We start from the raw sequence: 18,159 nt of genomic DNA, 5'->3' as shown, positions 1-18,159 counted from the left end.
ATGTTAGCAGAAATTTCACAAACCGTATGAAAAAAATCCTCCTTTGTTTAACAATCCTATCCTTCTTATACTCATGTGATAAGGCTTACAAAGTAATTAGTGATAAGGATTTTAAAAAATTCACTGTACAAGATACATTGACAAATAAGTCAAATCTTTTGGTCATGAAAATCGGTGAAACCATCGATGATGAATATTCAAGACTTTTAGTTAAATCAAATCGCTTATATCTTTTTGAAAGTGGTTGTGAATTGGAAAATGATTCAATAATACTTTCTTACTATCCTGCGTTTATAATTGATGAAGATGGTGAATTTCGTAAGAATGGTATTTGGGTTTATTCTCAATTTTATACAGAAGGTAAATTTCCTTTTCACACAAAAGGTATTAAATTCAGTCCGGATTCGATTCCTAAAAACTGGAATAAAAAATTACCGACACAGGAAGGTATATATTTTTACGAAAATAATACGTTAAAGATGATATCTAAAGAACAGTCTGAAGAAAAATTTAGAGAAAAAGAGAAAGATGGTTTTTATTTTTTTCCAAATAAAGGAAGGCTATTCGATAGAATCAATATAACCGAACTAGATTAGAAACTTCTGCTAATAGAGGTTTTAAGAAATGGCTAACGCCGGTTTATAAATATTTAACAACAGAACTTAAAAGTTTTATGATATTGAAAAATATTTTACCTGCAATTATTGGTAGTTTATTAACTTTAATAGTTGGATTACTATTATTTACAAAAGGTTATATTTCACACATAAAGGTAACTGAATTAGGAATTGTAGAAATAAAATGGGATGAAATAAAAGATATAACTTTTGAAAAAGTAAGTTTGGAGTTAAAAAACAATGGGGTTAATAAAAATATTAAGGCTTTGACCAATTAAAAACTTGTGTATTGTACAAATATGGAAATAATTAAAGCGGAAATAACAGACAATGAAATATTGACAATAATTACAAAAAAGTCTAAAGCATATTGGGGATTTTCGGAAGATGTTTTGAAAGAATGGGAACATTTATTAACTATAACAAGAGACTATATTGAACAAAATAAAGTTTATAAACTTGTCGAAAACAACCAAGTTATCGGATATTATTCTTACTTTTTCGTTAATGAAAACACTATAAAACTTGATAATATTTTCATTCTTCCAGAATTTATCGGAAAAGGATTTGGTAAAATATTGATGAATGATTTTCTAAGAAATACTAAACAATTAAATATTGAAAAAATAACTCTTGACGCTGAACCAAATGCTGAAAACTTTTATAAAACTTTCGGTTTTGAAAGAATTGGACAACTTGAAAGTTCAATAAAGCACAGATATTTACCAATAATGGAATTAAAAATTGAGAACAACAACAGCTAATAATAGTTATAAATCACGACTGGGTTTAATACATCTTTCAAAGTTTCTTTCATCAGTTCATTTCGTTCATGTCTCTTAAAATCTAAAAGTTTGTTTTATATTTGGACTCGCTCGGTTTGGGATTTCCTCCAAAATTTTATAGCCGAGGATTGTTAGCATTAACTCTAAAAGAAAAACTATGTCTATTTCAATTGAAGGGAAAATAGAATACCTTGATTTATCTTTTGATATTGAAGATAATAATTGGCAAACATGGATGAACCTACCTTCAATTATTAAATTTAATGATAAAATAAATTGGAAAATATTTGGTAATCCTAGGGATTTTGAAGATATAAACGAAGAATATATTGCTAAAAATAAAGGATTCCCGGTTAATCCAAGTTTTGATTTAATCCAAGATATTAAATACTTAAAATTAAATGATTTAAAAAAGGAAGAATTTGGTTTTACACACTTTCTTTATTCTGAAATTAGAACTTTTAATTGGAAATCGATAGTTCAAGAAAGTGAAAGCGATTGGTATAAGCTTTTCATATTAATTGAGAAGTTTATGGAGTTAAAAAATCTTTCAGCAGAAAGAATTAGAATAATAGCATGGTATTGTTGGTAAAGGGCTAATACTGACATCAGCTATAAATCACGACTGGGTTTAATAAACCTTTCAAAGTTTGTTTCACTAGTTATCTGAAAATTTAAAAGTTTATATATATTTGTTTTAGTCCAATCTTGTTTAGGCATACTATAATTTACCTAGGATTGTTAGCTTAACTTTAAAGATAAATAGAATGGGAGGAGTATTTAAAAATATATTTGGTAAAAAGAATGAGTCAAATGAGACTAATCAATTATTAAATGAATATAAAAATATTCCTTGGATGACAGAATCGAGGTTAGATGTTTTATCTATATGTCTTAAAAACGGTTTTAAACCAGCTAGTTCACTACCAACAGAATTTGAAAAGCAGCTTCGTACTTCAATTGAAATTGCAAAAAGATTAAATGCAATCAAAGCAATTGTACTTTGGCTTATGGTTTCAAAGGATAAATTACCAGATAAAAAGATTCAATATTTTATTAAAACAAATGAACTTGAAGTTTTTTTAACAGAGGAAGAGAAATTAATATTAATGAACTCCAGAGAAGATGAAGATGCTAGAAATTCTATTGGTTGGAAATTTGAAAATGCATGGTCTTTAGCTTGGTATTTCGGTTATGATGAACCAGAAATATTTGGTAATATGATGAGTGGTGAAAAAATGAGTGAAATATTAATGAATTTCACTTGTCCTTTAGATGAAAAAATTGAAGAATGGATAAAAACTAAAAAAATAGTTTCAGAAGAAATGGTACTTAAAAAAGAAGATTTGTTTTATTGTTTACATAATGCAGTAAGAAGTGCCCAATTAGGAAGAAAAACTGTTCCATTGAATTTTGATCCAATAATGAATGGTGGAGTTATTCACGAAAGAAGACATTCATTAACGTGGATGGTTTCAAAAGATATAGATTGGGATGAAACAGATTTAAGTACTTAAGAGTCTTTAATGGTTTTATATTGTAATATTTAATTATTTCATTTCTTAAAATATTGATATTTCAGCTAAGCCCTATTACAAATAACTATTCATTTTCTAGAATAGGCAAGAATCACTTTTAACTGCAATCATAAAAAATATGAACGATACAACTTTTATGGAAAAATATTCGTTTATATATTAAAATCTATAAATATGTATAAAATTATTTGTTTAGTATTTTCTATAATTACATGTAATAATTATGCCCAAATTTCCCTTAGTGGAATGGTAACAAATGAAAATAATGAACCTATTCCATATTGCTCTATTGGAGTTAAAAATTTAAATATTGGTGCAATATCAGATGAAAAAGGAAATTACAAATTAATTATTCCTAATGATATTAATGAAAAAATTATTTTCAGTGCCATTGGTTATTTAGAGAGTAGTAAAAGTAAAGATGAATTAATAGAAGACGCTAATGTCGTATTAGAATATAAATCTATTACACTTGCGCCGGTTATTATTTACCAAACAAAGATGAAAGACAAAGTAATTGGTCAAAAATCAAAACCTATGCTTACTTTTTCAAAAATGTTTGATCAAAATGTACCCACAATTGAGCAAGGAAACATTTTCAATGTTTATCAAAAAACCAAATTAAAATCATATAGCTTTTATATCATCCCAAGCTCCAAATTTGAAGAAATCACTTTAAAACTAAATATGTATAGTGCAAAAGATGGTATTCCGGACAAAATACTGCTTTCAGAAAACATCATATACAAAACAAATAATACGGGATGGCAGACTATAGATTTAATTCCCTATGAATTAATTTTTGATGATTTAAAGCAAATAGCCGTAACACTACAACTTGTAAATTATAAACCTTTAGAAAATACCGATTTTGTATTCGGTATTTCGGCAAAGAAATCAATTACAGATGATTTACTGTTCCGTTACCAAAATCAAGGAAATTGGGAAAAAAGCAAAGGTGTTTTTATTGCTAACTTGGCTATTTCCTACGTTAAAAAAAGTGGAGAAAAGGAAATAAAAGAAAGGGAAAATGAAAATCAACCTCAAAACGATGCTGACACACAATCTTTAATCAACTATTATACAAACAAAGAAAAAGCAAATAAAACAAATTACGGAAAAGATAAAAGCGGGAAATATATAGACATAGGCGATGCTAAAATTTACTATGAATCCTACGGTAAAGGAGAACCGTTAATTTTACTTCATGGAAATAACGGCAGTATTTCCGACTTTTATAAACTAATTCCGGAGTTAGCAAAGCATTTTAATGTAATTGCCATAGATACAAGAGGACAGGGGAGAAGTACAGATTTAACCACTTCTGATTATACTTACAAACTATTTGCTGCCGATTTGTTGAGAATAATACAACATCTCAATTTAGAAAAAATAAATATATTGGGCTGGAGTGATGGTGGAAACACAGGTTTAGTATTCAATTCAAAACATCCTGAAAAAGTAAATAAATTGATAACAATAGGAGCAAATTTGAACCCTGATGGTATCCAAGAAAATTTAATAAACACCTTTAAAAGTCAAATATCTGAACAACAAGGAAATCAGCGGTTGATAAGATTAATGTTAAACCATCCTCACATAACTCCTGATGAACTTGAAAAAATAAAAAATCCTGTTTTGGTATTTGCAGGAAGTAACGATGTAATTAAAGAAGAGCATACAAAACTGATCCATCGATTGATTAAAGGCTCCGAATTGAAAATAATTTTGAACGCAAGCCATTACATCCCTTTTGAACAACCCGATGAACTTAATAAAATTAGTATTGATTTTTTACAAAACTGATCCAACCATTCATTGCTCTAAAATTCAAAAGTATTATATATATTTGTTATTTCGGTCTGGGTTAAGCATCACTAATTTGTAATAACAACAGTTAGTAATTGTAAAAGATGCTTTAAATAATACTATACCGACTTCATTAACAACTATAAAAAATGGCACAGATTAATCCTCATATTAATTTCAATGGAAATGCAGAAGAAGCATTTACGTTTTACAAATCCGTTTTTGGCGGAGAGTTTACAAAAATTATCCGTTTCAAAGAACTATCAAGTCCAGAATTCCAGATACCGGAAAATGAGATCAATAAAATAATGCACATAGCTTTACCTATTGGAAAAAACTTTTTAATAGCAAATGATGTTCCGGAAAGTATGGGGCGAACCAATGAAAATGAGAATAGAAGTAAAATTTCAATAAGCGCAGAAAACAAAGAAGAAGCCTACAAACTATTTAATGGACTCTCTGCAGACGGACAAATAGAAGTACCTATGAAAGAAAGCCCTTGGGGAACTTATTTCGGAATGTTTAGAGACAAGTATGGTATTGAATGGATCGTAGAGTTTGATCCAAAAAATATCGGATAAATTGAACCGAAGAAAAGTAACGAATCCTATACATTTTTTGTCATATAAACTAATTCTGCTTTTTGGCTTTGTAGAATACCGGATTGAATTTAAAACATTATTATGAGAAAAATAGTTTACTTAATTTTTATTTTAAATTATAATTTTTGTTTTTCTCAGTTTGGAATAATTCAAGATTCAGATGGCTTTGTAAATGTTAGAAGCTCTGCCAAAAAAGATGATAATATTTTCGACAAATTAGAAAATGGATTTGTAGTTTTTTCTTTTGAAACAGAAGGAAACTGGATTAATATTGATTATAAGAAAGAAGGGAAAATATTAAACGGTTATATTTATAAAGATAGGATCAAATATATTACAGATTTTATGAATATTCCTTTGAATACAAATGTTGAAGGAATAGTAAAAATGGAGAATAAGAATGTAAAAATTGAGATTATAGAGACTGAATTCTCTAAAGAAAAACACAAGCTTATATTTTCTAACGATAATTCTGTACAGCTAGAAAAAATTGACGATTTTAAGATATTTGGAACAGATGGAAATATTCCCAAAAAAGAATATAAATCAATAAAGATTGAAATTAATAAAATAAAAATAGAATTGCCTAAGGTAGCTTTGAGAAATTTATTCGAACCTAATTTATATAATTCAAAGGCAAATTATAATGAAAAAGAAGATATTTTATACATTCATTCTTCAAACAGTGACGGAGCAGGAAGTTATGAAGTAATATGGATAATAGAAAAAATAAAATATAAAAGTAGAATTGAAGTTTATGGCTTTTAAAATAAATTTTAATGAAGGAAACAAAATTATCTTACAGATAAACATCTTCCTTTTGATTCTCATAACATAGAATAGAAAATAAAAAACATAATAAACGGCACTTTAACTCTAATTATTTATAAGCGATAGGAGAGAAGATACCCAATTAATTATTTTATATTTGTTTTTACTCATTTATGTCTTTTATAACATCATAATAAAAAACAGCAAAGATGAAAGAAAAAGAATTGACAGAACTAACGAATCAAGAATTATTAGATAAAAAAGAAAAGACAAAATCTAATTTGATAATAAATGCCGTAATTATCGGAGTTTTGATAGGAGTAACGATTTATAGCGCAGTAAAAAATGGTTTTAGTTTCTTTACTTTTTTTCCTTTATTTTTTGTGTATCTCATCGTTAAAAACGGTAAAAATTATAAAGCTTTAGAAGAGGAATTAAAAAAAAGAAACTTATAATACAAAAAAAAATGAATTGTCAAAATTGCGGACATACTATTACCGGGAATTATTGTAGCAATTGTGGACAAGTTGTTGAACTTCATAGAATTGATAAAAAGTATGCAATTCAAGAATTCCTGAATTTTATAGGTTATGAAAAAGGATTTATTTTTACTTGTAAAGAATTAATAATCAGACCGGGAAAAGTAATATCAGAATACATAAACCAAAACAGACAGAAAATAACAAAGCCTATAACATTTATTATTCTTACATCTGTAATCTATACTTTCATTTCCCATTATCTGAAAACAGAGGAAATACACTCTAACTTGTCAAAAAGCATCTACCAAGATTCAAGTGTTTATCATATAGCAAACTGGATACAAAATAATTATGGACATGCAAATCTCATAATGATTTTACCGATTACACTTTGTACCAAATTCATTTTTAGAAAATATAAATACAATTTTTACGAAACCTTTGTACAGATTTCTTTTATAATGGGAATAGGAATGTTGATATTTTCATTAGAACCTTTACTAAACAAGTTTTTTCCTCACACTTTTATGATTAACGAAACAATCGTTGCGAGTATCGTCTTTATATATATGGGGTGGGCAATTGGACAATTTTATGAAAAAAAGATGAAAAATTATTTTAAGGCACTTCTTGCTTATTTCTTTGGAATGTTAACATTTCAAGTTTTAATTATAGGAATAGGAACCCTTTACGATATAATAATTAAAAAATAGAGTCTCATTTATTTCCTTAAAATACAAGAGGGAAGTAGTCTGAAAATAAAACTTTTATACACAAATTAATTTTTATACATTTGTAGCAGACAAAAGGAAATGGTGTTCTTCCTTACCCAACCGCTCTTTTTAAAGAAGCTGATGACACCTGATTAATTAAATATTGTATAAATTTAATCAGGTAAAGTATGTCTAAAAATAAACAAAGATCATTCAGCAAAAAACAAGAGCTACTATTTAAACTATTCTTCAGAAACTATCCAGCCATTCCTTATATCATCAAATGGACACTAATTAGTTTATTTATAGGATTTTGTATAGGAAGTGCTTCAGCAGGTTTTCTCATTTCTTTAAATTGGGCAACTCTTTTTAGAGAAGAGCATTTATGGTTAATAGCCTTACTGCCTATAGGTGGTTTTTTGATTGGATTTGTATATTACCATTGGGGAAAAGAAGCCGAAGCAGGAAACAATCTCTTAATAGATACCATTCATCAACCAAGGCAAATTATACCTTTTAAAATGGCTCCTTTAGTTTATATCGGAACCATTGCAACACACTTTTTCGGAGGTTCTGCCGGACGTGAAGGTACGGCTTTACAAATGGCCGGAGCTATTGCCGATCAATTTTCAAAACCTTTTAAGCTTTCCGAATCAGATCGAACTATTTTAATTATATCAGCAATTGCAGGAGGATTTGGTTCTGTATTTGGAACACCATTAGCAGGAGCTGTCTTCGGATTAGAGTTTTTTCTAGTAGGACGAATTCGTTACAACGCTATTTTCCCGGCTTTTATAACAGCAGTTATTGCAGATTGGTTTACTAAGCTTTGGCAAGCCCATCATACACACTATCATATAAATAGCATTCCTGATATTTCTTTCCTAAATATTATTTATGCAATTGCTGCCGGTATCTTGTTCGGATGGTGTGCAGCAACCTTTAGCAAAGGTATTCATAAAGCCGGAAATATCTTTAAATCAAACATTTCATATCCGCCTTTACGCCCATTAATTGGCGGAATCATAGTGGCTTTAGCAGTGTGGTTAATAGGAACAACAAAATATATCGGTTTAGGTATTCCTGTCATTGTCAATTCATTTGACCAACAATTGCCGGCATATGATTTTGCATTGAAAATGATCTTCACAATAATTACACTCTCTGCAGGTTTTAAAGGAGGAGAAGTAACTCCCTTATTTTTTATAGGAGCTACTTTAGGAAATGCTTTAAGTTATTTTATTCCTTTACCGACAGGGCTTTTGGCGGGAATGGGATTTGTTGCTGTTTTTGCCGGAGCGACTAATACACCAATAGCTTGCAGTATTATGGCCATTGAACTTTTTGGTGCAGAATGTGGTATTTATGTAGCCATAGCTTGTATTGTTTCTTATTTATTATCAGGACATACAAGTATTTACGTTAAACAAATGATTGGAGAACCTAAAAATAAGAGATTTTCTAATTATGAAGGAAAACGCATAAACGAACTTTAATAGAAAATAAAAGTTCAAACTTTTCAAAAATAGAAATTTGGAAATAAGAAACTAAACTTTCAGGAATAGCTTATATAAAAGAGATTATAAAAAATAAGTTTTATTCTTAAACCATAAGGTTACAATAAATTGCAAAAAAGGAAAATATAAAGTAAAAATGATTAAAATAAAGAGTAATTAAATATTCTATTTTACATAATGTATATTATAGTTCAAAAATAATACAATAAAAATGTAATAAAGCGTTGCAAGAATCTTAATTTAATTTTAGTTTTGTAGCCCATATTAATACTATACCATGGAAAATAAATACGCACAGAAATTAATTGAGAAAATTCAAAAAGATCTTTTACAAGATAAATTTGATGTGGATACAATTATTGACGAATTAAAAAAAATTCGTGAATATTCTCTTGAAGAACAAAATCCGGTTGTTACAAAAGCATTACGTTTAGCTTACGAACATTTAGAATCAAATCAAGCGTTTTTAATTGGTATTCCTGATGACGAACCATTTGAAGCTGAAGATGAAGAAAATGAAAAATTTTCAAATGAAAATGATTTAGAAAGCTTTGAATATTTTCTTTCTTTATTAGCTGATTTATCTAAAAAGAACAATCTTTTAGATCTAAAAGCCTATAACGCAGCGTTTTTAGCTTTTTAAAATCAAACACATTTCTATTTTACATAATATAATCGGTCAAAAGACCGATTTTTTTATACATTTTTTAACGTCATTTTTACATTTAGTTGTTAAATTTGCAATCATTTGAAAGAAATCATGCAAAAACAACAGAAAAAATCAAGAGCTCAATTATTACATCAGTATTATAAGTATACTGGTTTTTATGCTTTTATATGGGAAAATACTAAAAAAGCAATAATGCCATTATTGATTATTGTTGGTATTTTAGTGTTTATCAATTATCGTGTAATGAGTATTACTGAAATGTTGTTGTATGTGACACAAAATTTTAGCAAAACTTTCATTTTTTCATTATTTTTTGCTTCCGAAAGTTTTTTAGGCTTATTGCCCCCTGATATTTTTATTGCCTGGACAAAAACAACCGAACATCCACTACTCTATTTGAGTTTCTTGGCAGTTTTATCTTATTTAGGTGGTGTGATCTCTTATTTTTACGGAAGAAGTCTATTATTAGTTCCTAAAATTAATGAATATTTAGAAGGACGCATGTCAAAACACATTCGTAACATGCAAAAATGGGGTGGTTTCTTAATTGCGGTTGGTGCGTTGTTGCCTTTGCCTTTTGCTATGGCGTGTTTAGCAGCCGGAATGATTAAATTTTCTAAAAAACAATTCTTTGCATTTGCAGCACTACGTGTATTACGCTTCGTAATTTATGGATTTGCAATATATTCTGCTTTATCATGATCAAATTATTTAAAATTGTTGCCTTTTTAGAAGGAATTTCGTTACTTGTATTGTTTTCAAACATGTTAATTGTGAAACCTATTAATATGGCTTTGTATAAATCCTTATTATTTCCGGTTGGAATGGCTCACGGTTTATTGTTTTTAGCTTATATAGCTTTAGCAACAATGTTTAAAATAGAACGAAATTGGGATTTTAAAAAGTACTTCATTATTTGTATTGCATCCGTTTTACCATTTGGTACTTTTTATATCGAAAAACGATATTTAGCAGAATTATAAAACATGAAAATATTCAACTGGGCTGAAAATCTATTTCTGGATTTAGGCTTTGGTCAAAGTTTAAGTACCTACTTGAACTTGATAATCAATATTATTGTACTAATTACAATTGCCTATATTCTAGATTATATTTTCAAAAAAATACTGATTATTTGTTTAGCTATTGTAGCTGCACGAACAAAATCTACTTTTGATGATTTTTTAGTGGCCAATAAAACAGCTAAATACATAGCACATTTGGTTCCTTTACTTTTTGTTTACAAAACCGTTCCCATTATTTTAAATGATTTTACTTCTTGGGAAAGTTTTTTCGAAAAAAGTATTAAAATTTACATCATCTTATTATCACTTTGGATCATACGAAGTGTTTTCAATTCCTTAAAAGATTTTTTAAAAGAAAAACCTCGTTTTAGCGATAAACCCATCGATAGCTATATTCAGGTAGTAATGATTTTTTTGTGGACTTTTGGAATAATATCCTTTTTATCCATTTTGTTCGAAATCAGTAAAACCGCTTTTTTAACCACTTTTGGTTCTATTTCAGCGATTATTATCTTGATGTTCCGCGATACCATCTTAGGTTTTGTGGCCAGTATTTCGGTTTCAGCCAATGATATGGTACGAATTGGCGATTGGATTACGATGGAGAAATTCGGTGCCGATGGTGATGTGATTGAAATTAATTTGGCAACCGTAAAAGTTCGAAATTTTGATAATACCACAACAACGATTCCAACATATAGCTTAATTTCGGATAGTTTTCGTAATTGGCGCGGAATGATAAATTCTAATGGGCGACGTATTAAAAGACAAGTCTTAATAAAACCAAGTTCTGTTCGTTTCGTGAAAACAGAAGAATTGGATTATTTCAAAAGAATTCAGCACTTGACTTCCTATATTGAGCATCGTCAATCAGATATTGATAAATACAATGCTAATAATGAAATTGATAAGTCATTGATTGTTAACGGAAGAAACTTAACAAATTTAGGATTATTCCGAAAATATGTAAACCAATACATTTTACAACATCCGGGAATCAATAAAGACATGCTTATTATGGTTCGCTATTTACAAATTACCGAGCGTGGAATTCCACTGGAAGTATATTGTTTCTCTAAAGATAAAACTTGGATAAATTACGAACACATCATGGCGGATCTATTTGATCATATTATCGCTTCGGTTCGCTATTTTGGTTTGGAAATTCTAGAAATCAGTAACGCAGAAATTACTTCAGAACAATGAAAAACGGCAGCTTAAATTTCGCTGCCGTTTCCATTTTGTTGTTCTAGTCTATCTTTTACATATTCTATTTTGGTTTTACCGTGTGGTGCCGGTTTTCCATCAGGACCTAAATTAACCATGATGATATTATCAATGGTAATAATAGTTTCTCGAGTCATTTTGTTGCGCACTTCGCTTTTTAAAACCAATGAAGTTGTACCAAATTTTACGACTTCAATACCAATTTCTACAATATCACCTTGGTTAGCCGAACTCATAAAGTTGATTTCACTCATATATTTCGTTACCACTTTTGAGTTTTCCAACTGAATAATAGAATACAAAGCTGCTTCTTCATCAATCCAAGCTAATAATGTTCCTCCGAATAATGTTCCGTTAGCGTTTAAATCTTCCGGTTTTACCCATTTTCTGGTGTGAAATCTCATGTTTTGCAATTTTATAGATTAGTGGCATAAAGGTAACAATTTATAAATATTTAATCTTCTTCAAAAGCATTAAAAGCAGCTCTTTTTTCTTTAAAAAGTTTCATTTTAATTTTAGAATAGTCATATAAGATCACCACAACTAAAATAGAACAAACAATGTAAAAAACTCTAAAATGAATATGAAAATATAAAATTCCGGAAACTATTGCGCCGGTAACATATGATAAAAAGATAGTCATCAGTAACTTAACTCTTCTTACCAAATCATTATTATTGCGAAACTCTTCTTTGGTAAACATGGAAAAAAGGATGGCTAAATCGGTAGTTGCTCCGGTTAAATGCGTTGTTTTTACCGAAAAATTAGAAATACTGGCCGTTAATCCGTTTTGAAGACCCATGGCAAATAACATAAATGCCAATAAAATTTCGGTTTCAGTTAAGGTTTCTTCATAAAAAAATTGACCATAAATGCCTACTCCTAACAAACAGCAGATTTCTATAATTAATGGTGTAGCATGAGCAAGATAAGCGTTTTCCTGATTAAAATGAATCACAATAAAATTAGAAACGAATCCGCCAAAGAAAAACAAGAAGATCCACCCCATTACCACAGCCGATTTAAAAAAATCACCTTTGGCTATTTCAGCAGCTAAAATGGCATAATATCCGGTTACATTTGAAGAGAAAGAGAAAAAAATTAAAAGCGAAGCAATATTAGTCATTCCTGCCGAAAAAGCAGTTAGCGAACCTAATCGCAAGTTATCCATTAAAGTACGTGAATTACTGTATTTACTGAGCATATTGTTTTTTTTCCTTGGTAAAAGTTAATTTGGCGATTCCTCTGATCTCTATATCCGATTCAAAATTGATAATCATAACACTATCGTTAATCACATCAATTTCATAATTTTCTATGTAGTGATTTTTCCATTTCAGCTGTAAAATATGACCACGCCCTTTTAAACGCCATTCCAATTCCTTAGTACTATTAGGTCCAATCAATAGTAAAGAGCGATTCGGTTTAAAATCCCAGGTTTCCGCTTGGTGGATGATTAGTTTTTCTCCTAAAAGTTGTTTGATCTCTTCAGAAGTTTTAGAGATTTTTTCGTTACCGACTTTATTCACACGTTCGTATTCCCAACTTACTTCTTTCCATTTTCCTACAATCAAATGTTCCGGCGTTTCTGAAAAATGAACAGCTAAAATAAAGATGCTCATAATGGTCAAAAAAACAGCGATATAAATTCCGGCAATAAGTTTCATTTTGATGTAATGAAATGTATAATATTTTACCACTGCAAGATACTATTTTCTTTTGTAGAAATAGAAAATTTAACGCAACTTTGTTAAAACAGAATATTTTTTATAGTAAAACGAAGAAAATATTGTTTTTAATTAAAAGTAATTAACAATTGATTCTTAATAACTTATCTTAAGTTAACATAAAGTAAACAATAGATTTTGTAAATTTAAGATAACCAAAAAAAATAAGAAATGAAAACGAAAGATGAAGCCATTTTAGAAATCCGTGGTGAATCTATTGGCTTAGTAACCGAAAGTTCGAGTTCTGAAGAACGATTTCAAAATCAAACCCTCCGTCCTATTTTAAAATTTCAAAACGATTTATTTTTGGAAGTCTTTAAGAACTATGCTACCAAACAAAAAAGTGTGTTTTTTACTTTAACACCCGAAAAAAAGATGAATTACATTGAAAATGCCATTCAGCGCGACATTAAGTTTCGAAATTCACTGAAAGGCATTATCATTGGTATGTTTACCATTACCGAATACAAGGAATACATTCAAAATTCGTCAAATATTAATAAACGAATGATGAATTTGTTAATTGAGCGTTTGAAAAACCAAGTACAATTATTAGAAGATTAATACAAACTTTCGCCGTTAAGATTGGTCGTTAACACATTACTCATGTAATCAAAAAACGGACGCATAGCGGCGAAAGTTTTCAATATTTCTTGTGGAAAATCAGCTTGTAAAACCTGTTTGTTGGTAAATTTTCGAACCAATAAATATTGTTTTTTTCGTATCAAATCGATATCCGTATGGTTTTTGTCAAAACCTTTGGGAGCAGTTTTCAATTCGTCACCTGTTAATGTTCCAAACGTTTCAACAATTTGAGGCTGCTGTAAAATGGAGCGTAATTCTTCAGCATCAAGTTCAATTTCTTTGCGAATGCGTTGTAAATCTTCTGCATTAGGTTCCCAAAATCCACCGGCTATAAAGCTGTTATTATTCTCAATATGCAAATACATTCCACCACGCAATAAAGGTTTAGTTCTTGAAAATGAAGCACTAAAATGAGTTTTATAAGGTGCTTTATCTTTTGAAAAACGAACATCGCGGTAAATTCTAAAAACATGTACTTTTTCAATACTGTCTTGTTTGCCAAGTTCACTTCCTATATGTTGGAAGAATACTTTAGCATTTTGAAACTCCTGATCGAATTCTTTTTTATGTTCGGCAAACCATTCACGGGTATTGTTGGCTTGTAATTCGTTTAAAAAATCAAAGGTTTTTTGACGGATCATTTTTATTTTTAAAGGTACAAAAGTTTAGGGAAAGAAAATAGCTTTTATAAAATTATACTGTTGATTTAAAATAAGATTTTACTGTTAAATTTTTATTTTAATAAATAGATTATTTGGATATATTTGTGGAATTGTTAAATAATTAATTTTTTGTTTTTATAATGATAATTATTAGTGCAGTTGAAATAACAAACTTTAGATCTATTGTCAAGCTAGAAAAAGGGTTTTCTCCTAATCAACTTAATGTTATTGTAGGTCAAAATGACATAGGAAAATCAAATTTTTTAAAAGCTTTAAATTTATTCTTTAACGGAGAAACTGAGATTGGTAATGCTTTTAGATTTTCCGACGATTTTTCTAAGTTTGCTAAAACACCAAATAAAAAAGCAGAAGAGATTACTATTAAAATTTACTTCCAAACTCCTTTAAGATTCAAACATAAAGAAACAATTATTTGGACAAAAGTTTGGAGAAAAGAAGGAATACATAAAGATGAAATTAAAACTAGTAGTGGCAAAGAACCTTCGGGAAGAAGTGGTTCGCTCCAATGGGTTAACAAAGATTAAATTTAAATATGTTCCAGCGGTAAGAGGTACTGAATATTTTAATCATTTAATGGGAGAATTACATGATGCTCTTAGTGAAATAACACCAACTGCCTTTAATGAAGCTTCAACAAGATTTATTGATGGACTTAAAGATCAAGTTGAAATATTAATAGATAATATAGCAAGTGATTTAGGGTATTCAAGCCAAATTGGAATACCTACAAATTTTAAATTATTATTTTCTACTCTCGACTTTTCATTAGATAAAGGAGGAATTGTAATATCTTTAAATAAAAGAGGAGACGGTATAAAAGCTCAACATATTCCAATAATTCTAAAATTTATAGCAAATCACTATAAATCAATATCAGGACAAGCTGTAATTAATCCTGAAACAATATGGGGTTTTGAAGAACCTGAAAATAATTTAGAAATGGGAAATGCTTTTAAATTAGCTAAAATATTTGCCGGATTTTCTACTGATTTACAAATTTTTATAAATACCCATTCTCCAGCTTTTTATTCGCTTGCAAAGGAATTTACAGATAGAACCAATTTATATTTAGTTAAAACTGAAACAGATGAGATAGGAACACAATTAAATAAAATTGATGTAAATGATATACAGATTTTTGATAAAGAAGTTGGAATTTTACCTTTAATTACGGATTACATTTCTAAAGAAGTTGAGCTTAGGCAAAAAGCTGAAGAAAAAGCAAAAAAATTAGAAAAGCTTAGAAGTAACACAAAAATTTTAGTTTTATCAGAAGATCAAGATTTGACATATGTCAAAAAAGCATTTGAAATACAGGGATTTAATATGGAGACTACAGAATTTATTTCTTATGAAAGTCGTTCTAATTTATTAGCAGCTATGCAATCTTGTAAGATAAAACTAATTGATAAGCCTGATTTAACCGATATTATATTTCATAGAGATAGTGATATTTTTAATAATGATGAGCCAGATAAAGATCGAGTTTTGAAAAAACTTAAAAGTCTTAATGAAGATAAATTTAATAAAATTAGATTCCATTTATTTCAAACTGAGAATTATGATATAGAGTCATACTTTATAAATGCAGAACATATAAACTCTCTATATCCTAATTATTCAATAATACAAATAGAAAGTTTTATAGATGAAGCTACAGAAGAAGCAAAAGAGAAATCGTTGGATAAACTTTATAATAAAATTGAGATTTATAGAAAACAAGCTGAATTAAATGGAGAAGGAATAAAATTTAGCTATCCTAAAACTATTGAAAAATTAAAACAAGAATACGAAAGTAATCCAAAAAGATATAGATATGGTAAAACCGTTTTAGGTATATTGAAAGGTAAATTACAAAATGGTTTTGGTAACATAGATTTATTACAAACAACAGATAAAATAAAGATTCCTAGTTTGATTAAAATATTAGGAGATTCAATAATTTAAAATAAGGAGAAGCAAATCATTACTTCTCCCTTTCTTTTAAAACGTTAACGACATCGTTTAGTTTATAATTTTTGGCTTGTAACAAAATCAAATAGTGAAACAATAGATCGGCACTTTCGTTTAAAAACAAATCGTCGTCGTTGTCTTTGGCTTCAATAACGACTTCAACAGCTTCCTCTCCTACTTTCTGCGCAATTTTATTGATTCCTTTGTTAAACAAAGAAGTGACATAACTATTGGTTTCAGCATTACTTTCGGCTAATTCTTTGCGATTAGTAATGGTTTCTTCTAAATGAGTTAAAAATCCATATTCCTGATTGTTAACTTGTTGCCAGCATGTATCTGAACCTGTATGACAAGTTGGTCCCAATGGTTTTACTTGTACCAAAAGCGTATCTTGATCGCAATCTTCGGCAATGGAAATCAGTTGTAAAAAGTTACCGCTTTCCTCGCCTTTGGTCCACAATCGGTTTTTACTTCGGCTAAAAAAAGTTACTTTTTGAGTAGCCAACGTTTGTGCCAAAGCTTTTTCGTTCATGTAACCCAACATCAGTACGTTTTTAGTTTCTGCATCTTGAATGACAGCCGGAAGTAAGCCATCGCTATTTTTTGAAAAATTTGGTTTCATATTTTTAAATGTATCATTAACGAGTTAAAATAATTTGTATGATTGTCACTTCGAGTGAAATAGAGAAGTTTTAAACCTTCCGAATCACAATATTTTGATCGGCTAAATACTGTTTCAATTCCGGAATGGGAATTTCGTTAAAATGAAAAACGCTAGCAGCCAAAGCGGCATCGGCTTTTCCTTGAATAAACGCATCGGCAAAATGTTCTTTGGCTCCTGCTCCACCCGAAGCAATTATCGGGATATTGACCCAAGACGACAATTGGGCTAAAGCTTCGTTTGCAAAACCATTTTTGGTTCCGTCATGATCCATAGAAGTAAACAGAATTTCTCCGGCGCCCAAATTTTCAACAGTTTTTGCCCAATCAAATAAATCGATTGCAGTGGCTTGTTTACCACCAACCAAATGTACTTTCCATTGGTTTTCAATTGGTTTCGCATCGATGGCAACCACAACACATTGGCTTCCAAATTCTTTAGCTAATTCTTCTACTAATTTCGGATTTTTAACAGCAGCCGAATTGATGGAAATTTTATCAGCGCCGTTTTGCAACAATACCGAAACATCAGCAACAGAAGCAATTCCGCCGCCCACAGTAAACGGAATATTAACGGTTTTAGCCACATTTCGAACCAAATCGACTAAAGTTCGACGGCGTTCTTCCGTAGCCGAAATATCTAAAAAAACCAATTCGTCAGCACCAGTTTCGGCATATTTTTGTGCCAATTCCACCGGATCGCCCGCATCGCGTAAAGCTAAGAAATTGACTCCTTTTACGGTGCGTCCGTTTTTAATATCTAAACAAGGTATAATTCGTTTGGTTAGCATAATT

At 29.5% G+C, this 18,159-nt stretch carries 24 protein-coding genes and 1 riboswitch; of the genes, 18 read left to right on the top strand and 6 right to left on the bottom strand.

From position 1 onward, the window contains the following. The first annotated feature begins 26 nt into the window (after positions 1 to 26). From ACUSJC_RS06145 to ACUSJC_RS06075, 15 genes are all read left to right on the top strand, one after another. Positions 27 to 596, top strand: a complete 570-nt coding sequence (locus tag ACUSJC_RS06145; protein ID WP_449268679.1) for a hypothetical protein — start codon at positions 27 to 29, stop codon at positions 594 to 596. An 83-nt stretch (positions 597 to 679) separates the two neighbouring features. Beyond that, the gene (locus tag ACUSJC_RS06140; RefSeq protein ID WP_449268678.1) at positions 680 to 895 is read left to right on the top strand and encodes a hypothetical protein; all 216 of its coding nucleotides are present in this window, start codon (positions 680 to 682) and stop codon (positions 893 to 895) included. A gap of 21 nt (positions 896 to 916) precedes the next feature. Further along, positions 917 to 1,381: a GNAT family N-acetyltransferase gene (locus ACUSJC_RS06135; protein ID WP_449268677.1), complete on the top strand. Its 465-nt coding sequence runs from the start codon at positions 917 to 919 to the stop codon at positions 1,379 to 1,381. Positions 1,382 to 1,559: 178 nt separating this feature from the next. Then, a complete protein-coding gene (locus ACUSJC_RS06130) occupies positions 1,560 to 1,994 on the top strand; it encodes a hypothetical protein (RefSeq protein WP_449268676.1) in 435 nt (144 codons plus the stop codon). 175 nt (positions 1,995 to 2,169) lie between these two features. Continuing rightward, entirely contained in the window at positions 2,170 to 2,919 is a 750-nt protein-coding gene (locus ACUSJC_RS06125; protein ID WP_449268675.1) for a DUF4272 domain-containing protein, read from the top strand. Positions 2,920 to 3,114: 195 nt separating this feature from the next. Continuing rightward, the gene (locus ACUSJC_RS06120; RefSeq protein WP_449268674.1) at positions 3,115 to 4,746 is read left to right on the top strand and encodes an alpha/beta fold hydrolase; all 1,632 of its coding nucleotides are present in this window, start codon (positions 3,115 to 3,117) and stop codon (positions 4,744 to 4,746) included. A 152-nt stretch (positions 4,747 to 4,898) separates the two neighbouring features. Then, positions 4,899 to 5,330, top strand: a complete 432-nt coding sequence (locus tag ACUSJC_RS06115; RefSeq protein WP_449268673.1) for a VOC family protein — start codon at positions 4,899 to 4,901, stop codon at positions 5,328 to 5,330. Between the two features lie 102 nt (positions 5,331 to 5,432). Further along, on the top strand, positions 5,433 to 6,119 hold the full coding sequence (locus ACUSJC_RS06110) for a hypothetical protein (RefSeq protein WP_449268672.1): 687 nt from the start codon (positions 5,433 to 5,435) through the stop codon (positions 6,117 to 6,119). Positions 6,120 to 6,331: 212 nt separating this feature from the next. Further along, positions 6,332 to 6,577, top strand: coding sequence for a hypothetical protein (locus ACUSJC_RS06105; RefSeq protein ID WP_449268671.1), 246 nt, complete (start codon positions 6,332 to 6,334; stop codon positions 6,575 to 6,577). Between the two features lie 11 nt (positions 6,578 to 6,588). Next, positions 6,589 to 7,317: a DUF3667 domain-containing protein gene (locus tag ACUSJC_RS06100; RefSeq protein WP_449268670.1), complete on the top strand. Its 729-nt coding sequence runs from the start codon at positions 6,589 to 6,591 to the stop codon at positions 7,315 to 7,317. Positions 7,318 to 7,403: 86 nt separating this feature from the next. Continuing rightward, positions 7,404 to 7,475, top strand: a riboswitch (Fluoride riboswitch). 30 nt (positions 7,476 to 7,505) lie between these two features. After that, positions 7,506 to 8,813, top strand: a complete 1,308-nt coding sequence (locus tag ACUSJC_RS06095; RefSeq protein ID WP_449268669.1) for a voltage-gated chloride channel family protein — start codon at positions 7,506 to 7,508, stop codon at positions 8,811 to 8,813. A gap of 298 nt (positions 8,814 to 9,111) precedes the next feature. Next, the gene (locus ACUSJC_RS06090; RefSeq protein ID WP_449268668.1) at positions 9,112 to 9,477 is read left to right on the top strand and encodes a hypothetical protein; all 366 of its coding nucleotides are present in this window, start codon (positions 9,112 to 9,114) and stop codon (positions 9,475 to 9,477) included. 117 nt (positions 9,478 to 9,594) lie between these two features. Further along, positions 9,595 to 10,206: a YqaA family protein gene (locus ACUSJC_RS06085; protein ID WP_449268667.1), complete on the top strand. Its 612-nt coding sequence runs from the start codon at positions 9,595 to 9,597 to the stop codon at positions 10,204 to 10,206. Further along, positions 10,203 to 10,487, top strand: a complete 285-nt coding sequence (locus tag ACUSJC_RS06080; protein ID WP_449268666.1) for a DUF3817 domain-containing protein — start codon at positions 10,203 to 10,205, stop codon at positions 10,485 to 10,487. Before ACUSJC_RS06085 ends, ACUSJC_RS06080 begins: the two co-directional genes overlap by 4 nt. Positions 10,488 to 10,490: 3 nt before the next feature. Then, positions 10,491 to 11,735 (top strand): mechanosensitive ion channel family protein, encoded by a 1,245-nt coding sequence (locus tag ACUSJC_RS06075; RefSeq protein WP_449268665.1) that lies wholly within the window; start codon positions 10,491 to 10,493, stop codon positions 11,733 to 11,735. 11 nt (positions 11,736 to 11,746) lie between these two features. Here ACUSJC_RS06075 and ACUSJC_RS06070 read toward each other — a convergent pair whose 3' ends face one another. Genes ACUSJC_RS06070 through ACUSJC_RS06060 form a run of 3 tightly spaced genes read right to left on the bottom strand, consistent with a single transcriptional unit; the run spans position 11,747 to position 13,423 of the window. Continuing rightward, positions 11,747 to 12,160: an acyl-CoA thioesterase gene (locus tag ACUSJC_RS06070; protein ID WP_449268664.1), complete on the bottom strand. Its 414-nt coding sequence runs from the start codon at positions 12,158 to 12,160 to the stop codon at positions 11,747 to 11,749. Positions 12,161 to 12,210: 50 nt separating this feature from the next. Then, the gene (locus ACUSJC_RS06065; protein WP_449268663.1) at positions 12,211 to 12,960 is read right to left on the bottom strand and encodes a YoaK family protein; all 750 of its coding nucleotides are present in this window, start codon (positions 12,958 to 12,960) and stop codon (positions 12,211 to 12,213) included. Further along, entirely contained in the window at positions 12,950 to 13,423 is a 474-nt protein-coding gene (locus ACUSJC_RS06060) for a hypothetical protein (protein WP_449268662.1), read from the bottom strand. The genes ACUSJC_RS06065 and ACUSJC_RS06060 overlap by 11 nt, the downstream gene beginning before the upstream one ends. Positions 13,424 to 13,654: 231 nt before the next feature. Here ACUSJC_RS06060 and ACUSJC_RS06055 point away from each other — a divergent pair, with 231 nt between their 5' ends. Continuing rightward, entirely contained in the window at positions 13,655 to 14,047 is a 393-nt protein-coding gene (locus ACUSJC_RS06055; RefSeq protein ID WP_449268661.1) for a glyoxalase, read from the top strand. Here ACUSJC_RS06055 and ACUSJC_RS06050 read toward each other — a convergent pair. Next, positions 14,044 to 14,715 (bottom strand): DUF2461 domain-containing protein, encoded by a 672-nt coding sequence (locus ACUSJC_RS06050; protein ID WP_449268747.1) that lies wholly within the window; start codon positions 14,713 to 14,715, stop codon positions 14,044 to 14,046. The two genes, ACUSJC_RS06055 and ACUSJC_RS06050, sit on opposite strands and share 4 nt — an antisense overlap. A gap of 155 nt (positions 14,716 to 14,870) precedes the next feature. Here ACUSJC_RS06050 and ACUSJC_RS06045 point away from each other — a divergent pair, with 155 nt between their 5' ends. Beyond that, complete coding sequence (locus tag ACUSJC_RS06045; RefSeq protein WP_449268660.1) at positions 14,871 to 15,275, top strand: AAA family ATPase; 405 nt, start codon at positions 14,871 to 14,873, stop codon at positions 15,273 to 15,275. Then, positions 15,202 to 16,698, top strand: coding sequence for a hypothetical protein (locus ACUSJC_RS06040; RefSeq protein ID WP_449268659.1), 1,497 nt, complete (start codon positions 15,202 to 15,204; stop codon positions 16,696 to 16,698). The genes ACUSJC_RS06045 and ACUSJC_RS06040 overlap by 74 nt, the downstream gene beginning before the upstream one ends. A 19-nt stretch (positions 16,699 to 16,717) precedes the next feature. Here the strand turns inward: ACUSJC_RS06040 and hisIE are convergent, their stop codons facing one another. After that, positions 16,718 to 17,326, bottom strand: coding sequence for a bifunctional phosphoribosyl-AMP cyclohydrolase/phosphoribosyl-ATP diphosphatase HisIE (gene hisIE / locus ACUSJC_RS06035; protein ID WP_449268658.1), 609 nt, complete (start codon positions 17,324 to 17,326; stop codon positions 16,718 to 16,720). Between the two features lie 70 nt (positions 17,327 to 17,396). Next, positions 17,397 to 18,155 (bottom strand): imidazole glycerol phosphate synthase subunit HisF, encoded by a 759-nt coding sequence (hisF, locus tag ACUSJC_RS06030; protein WP_449268657.1) that lies wholly within the window; start codon positions 18,153 to 18,155, stop codon positions 17,397 to 17,399. Positions 18,156 to 18,159 lie beyond the last annotated feature (4 nt).

This window comes from Flavobacterium sp. U410, assembly GCF_053570605.1.
The sequence above is the reverse complement of the archived record's forward strand: the minus strand, read 5'-3'. Positions and strand labels throughout refer to the sequence as shown.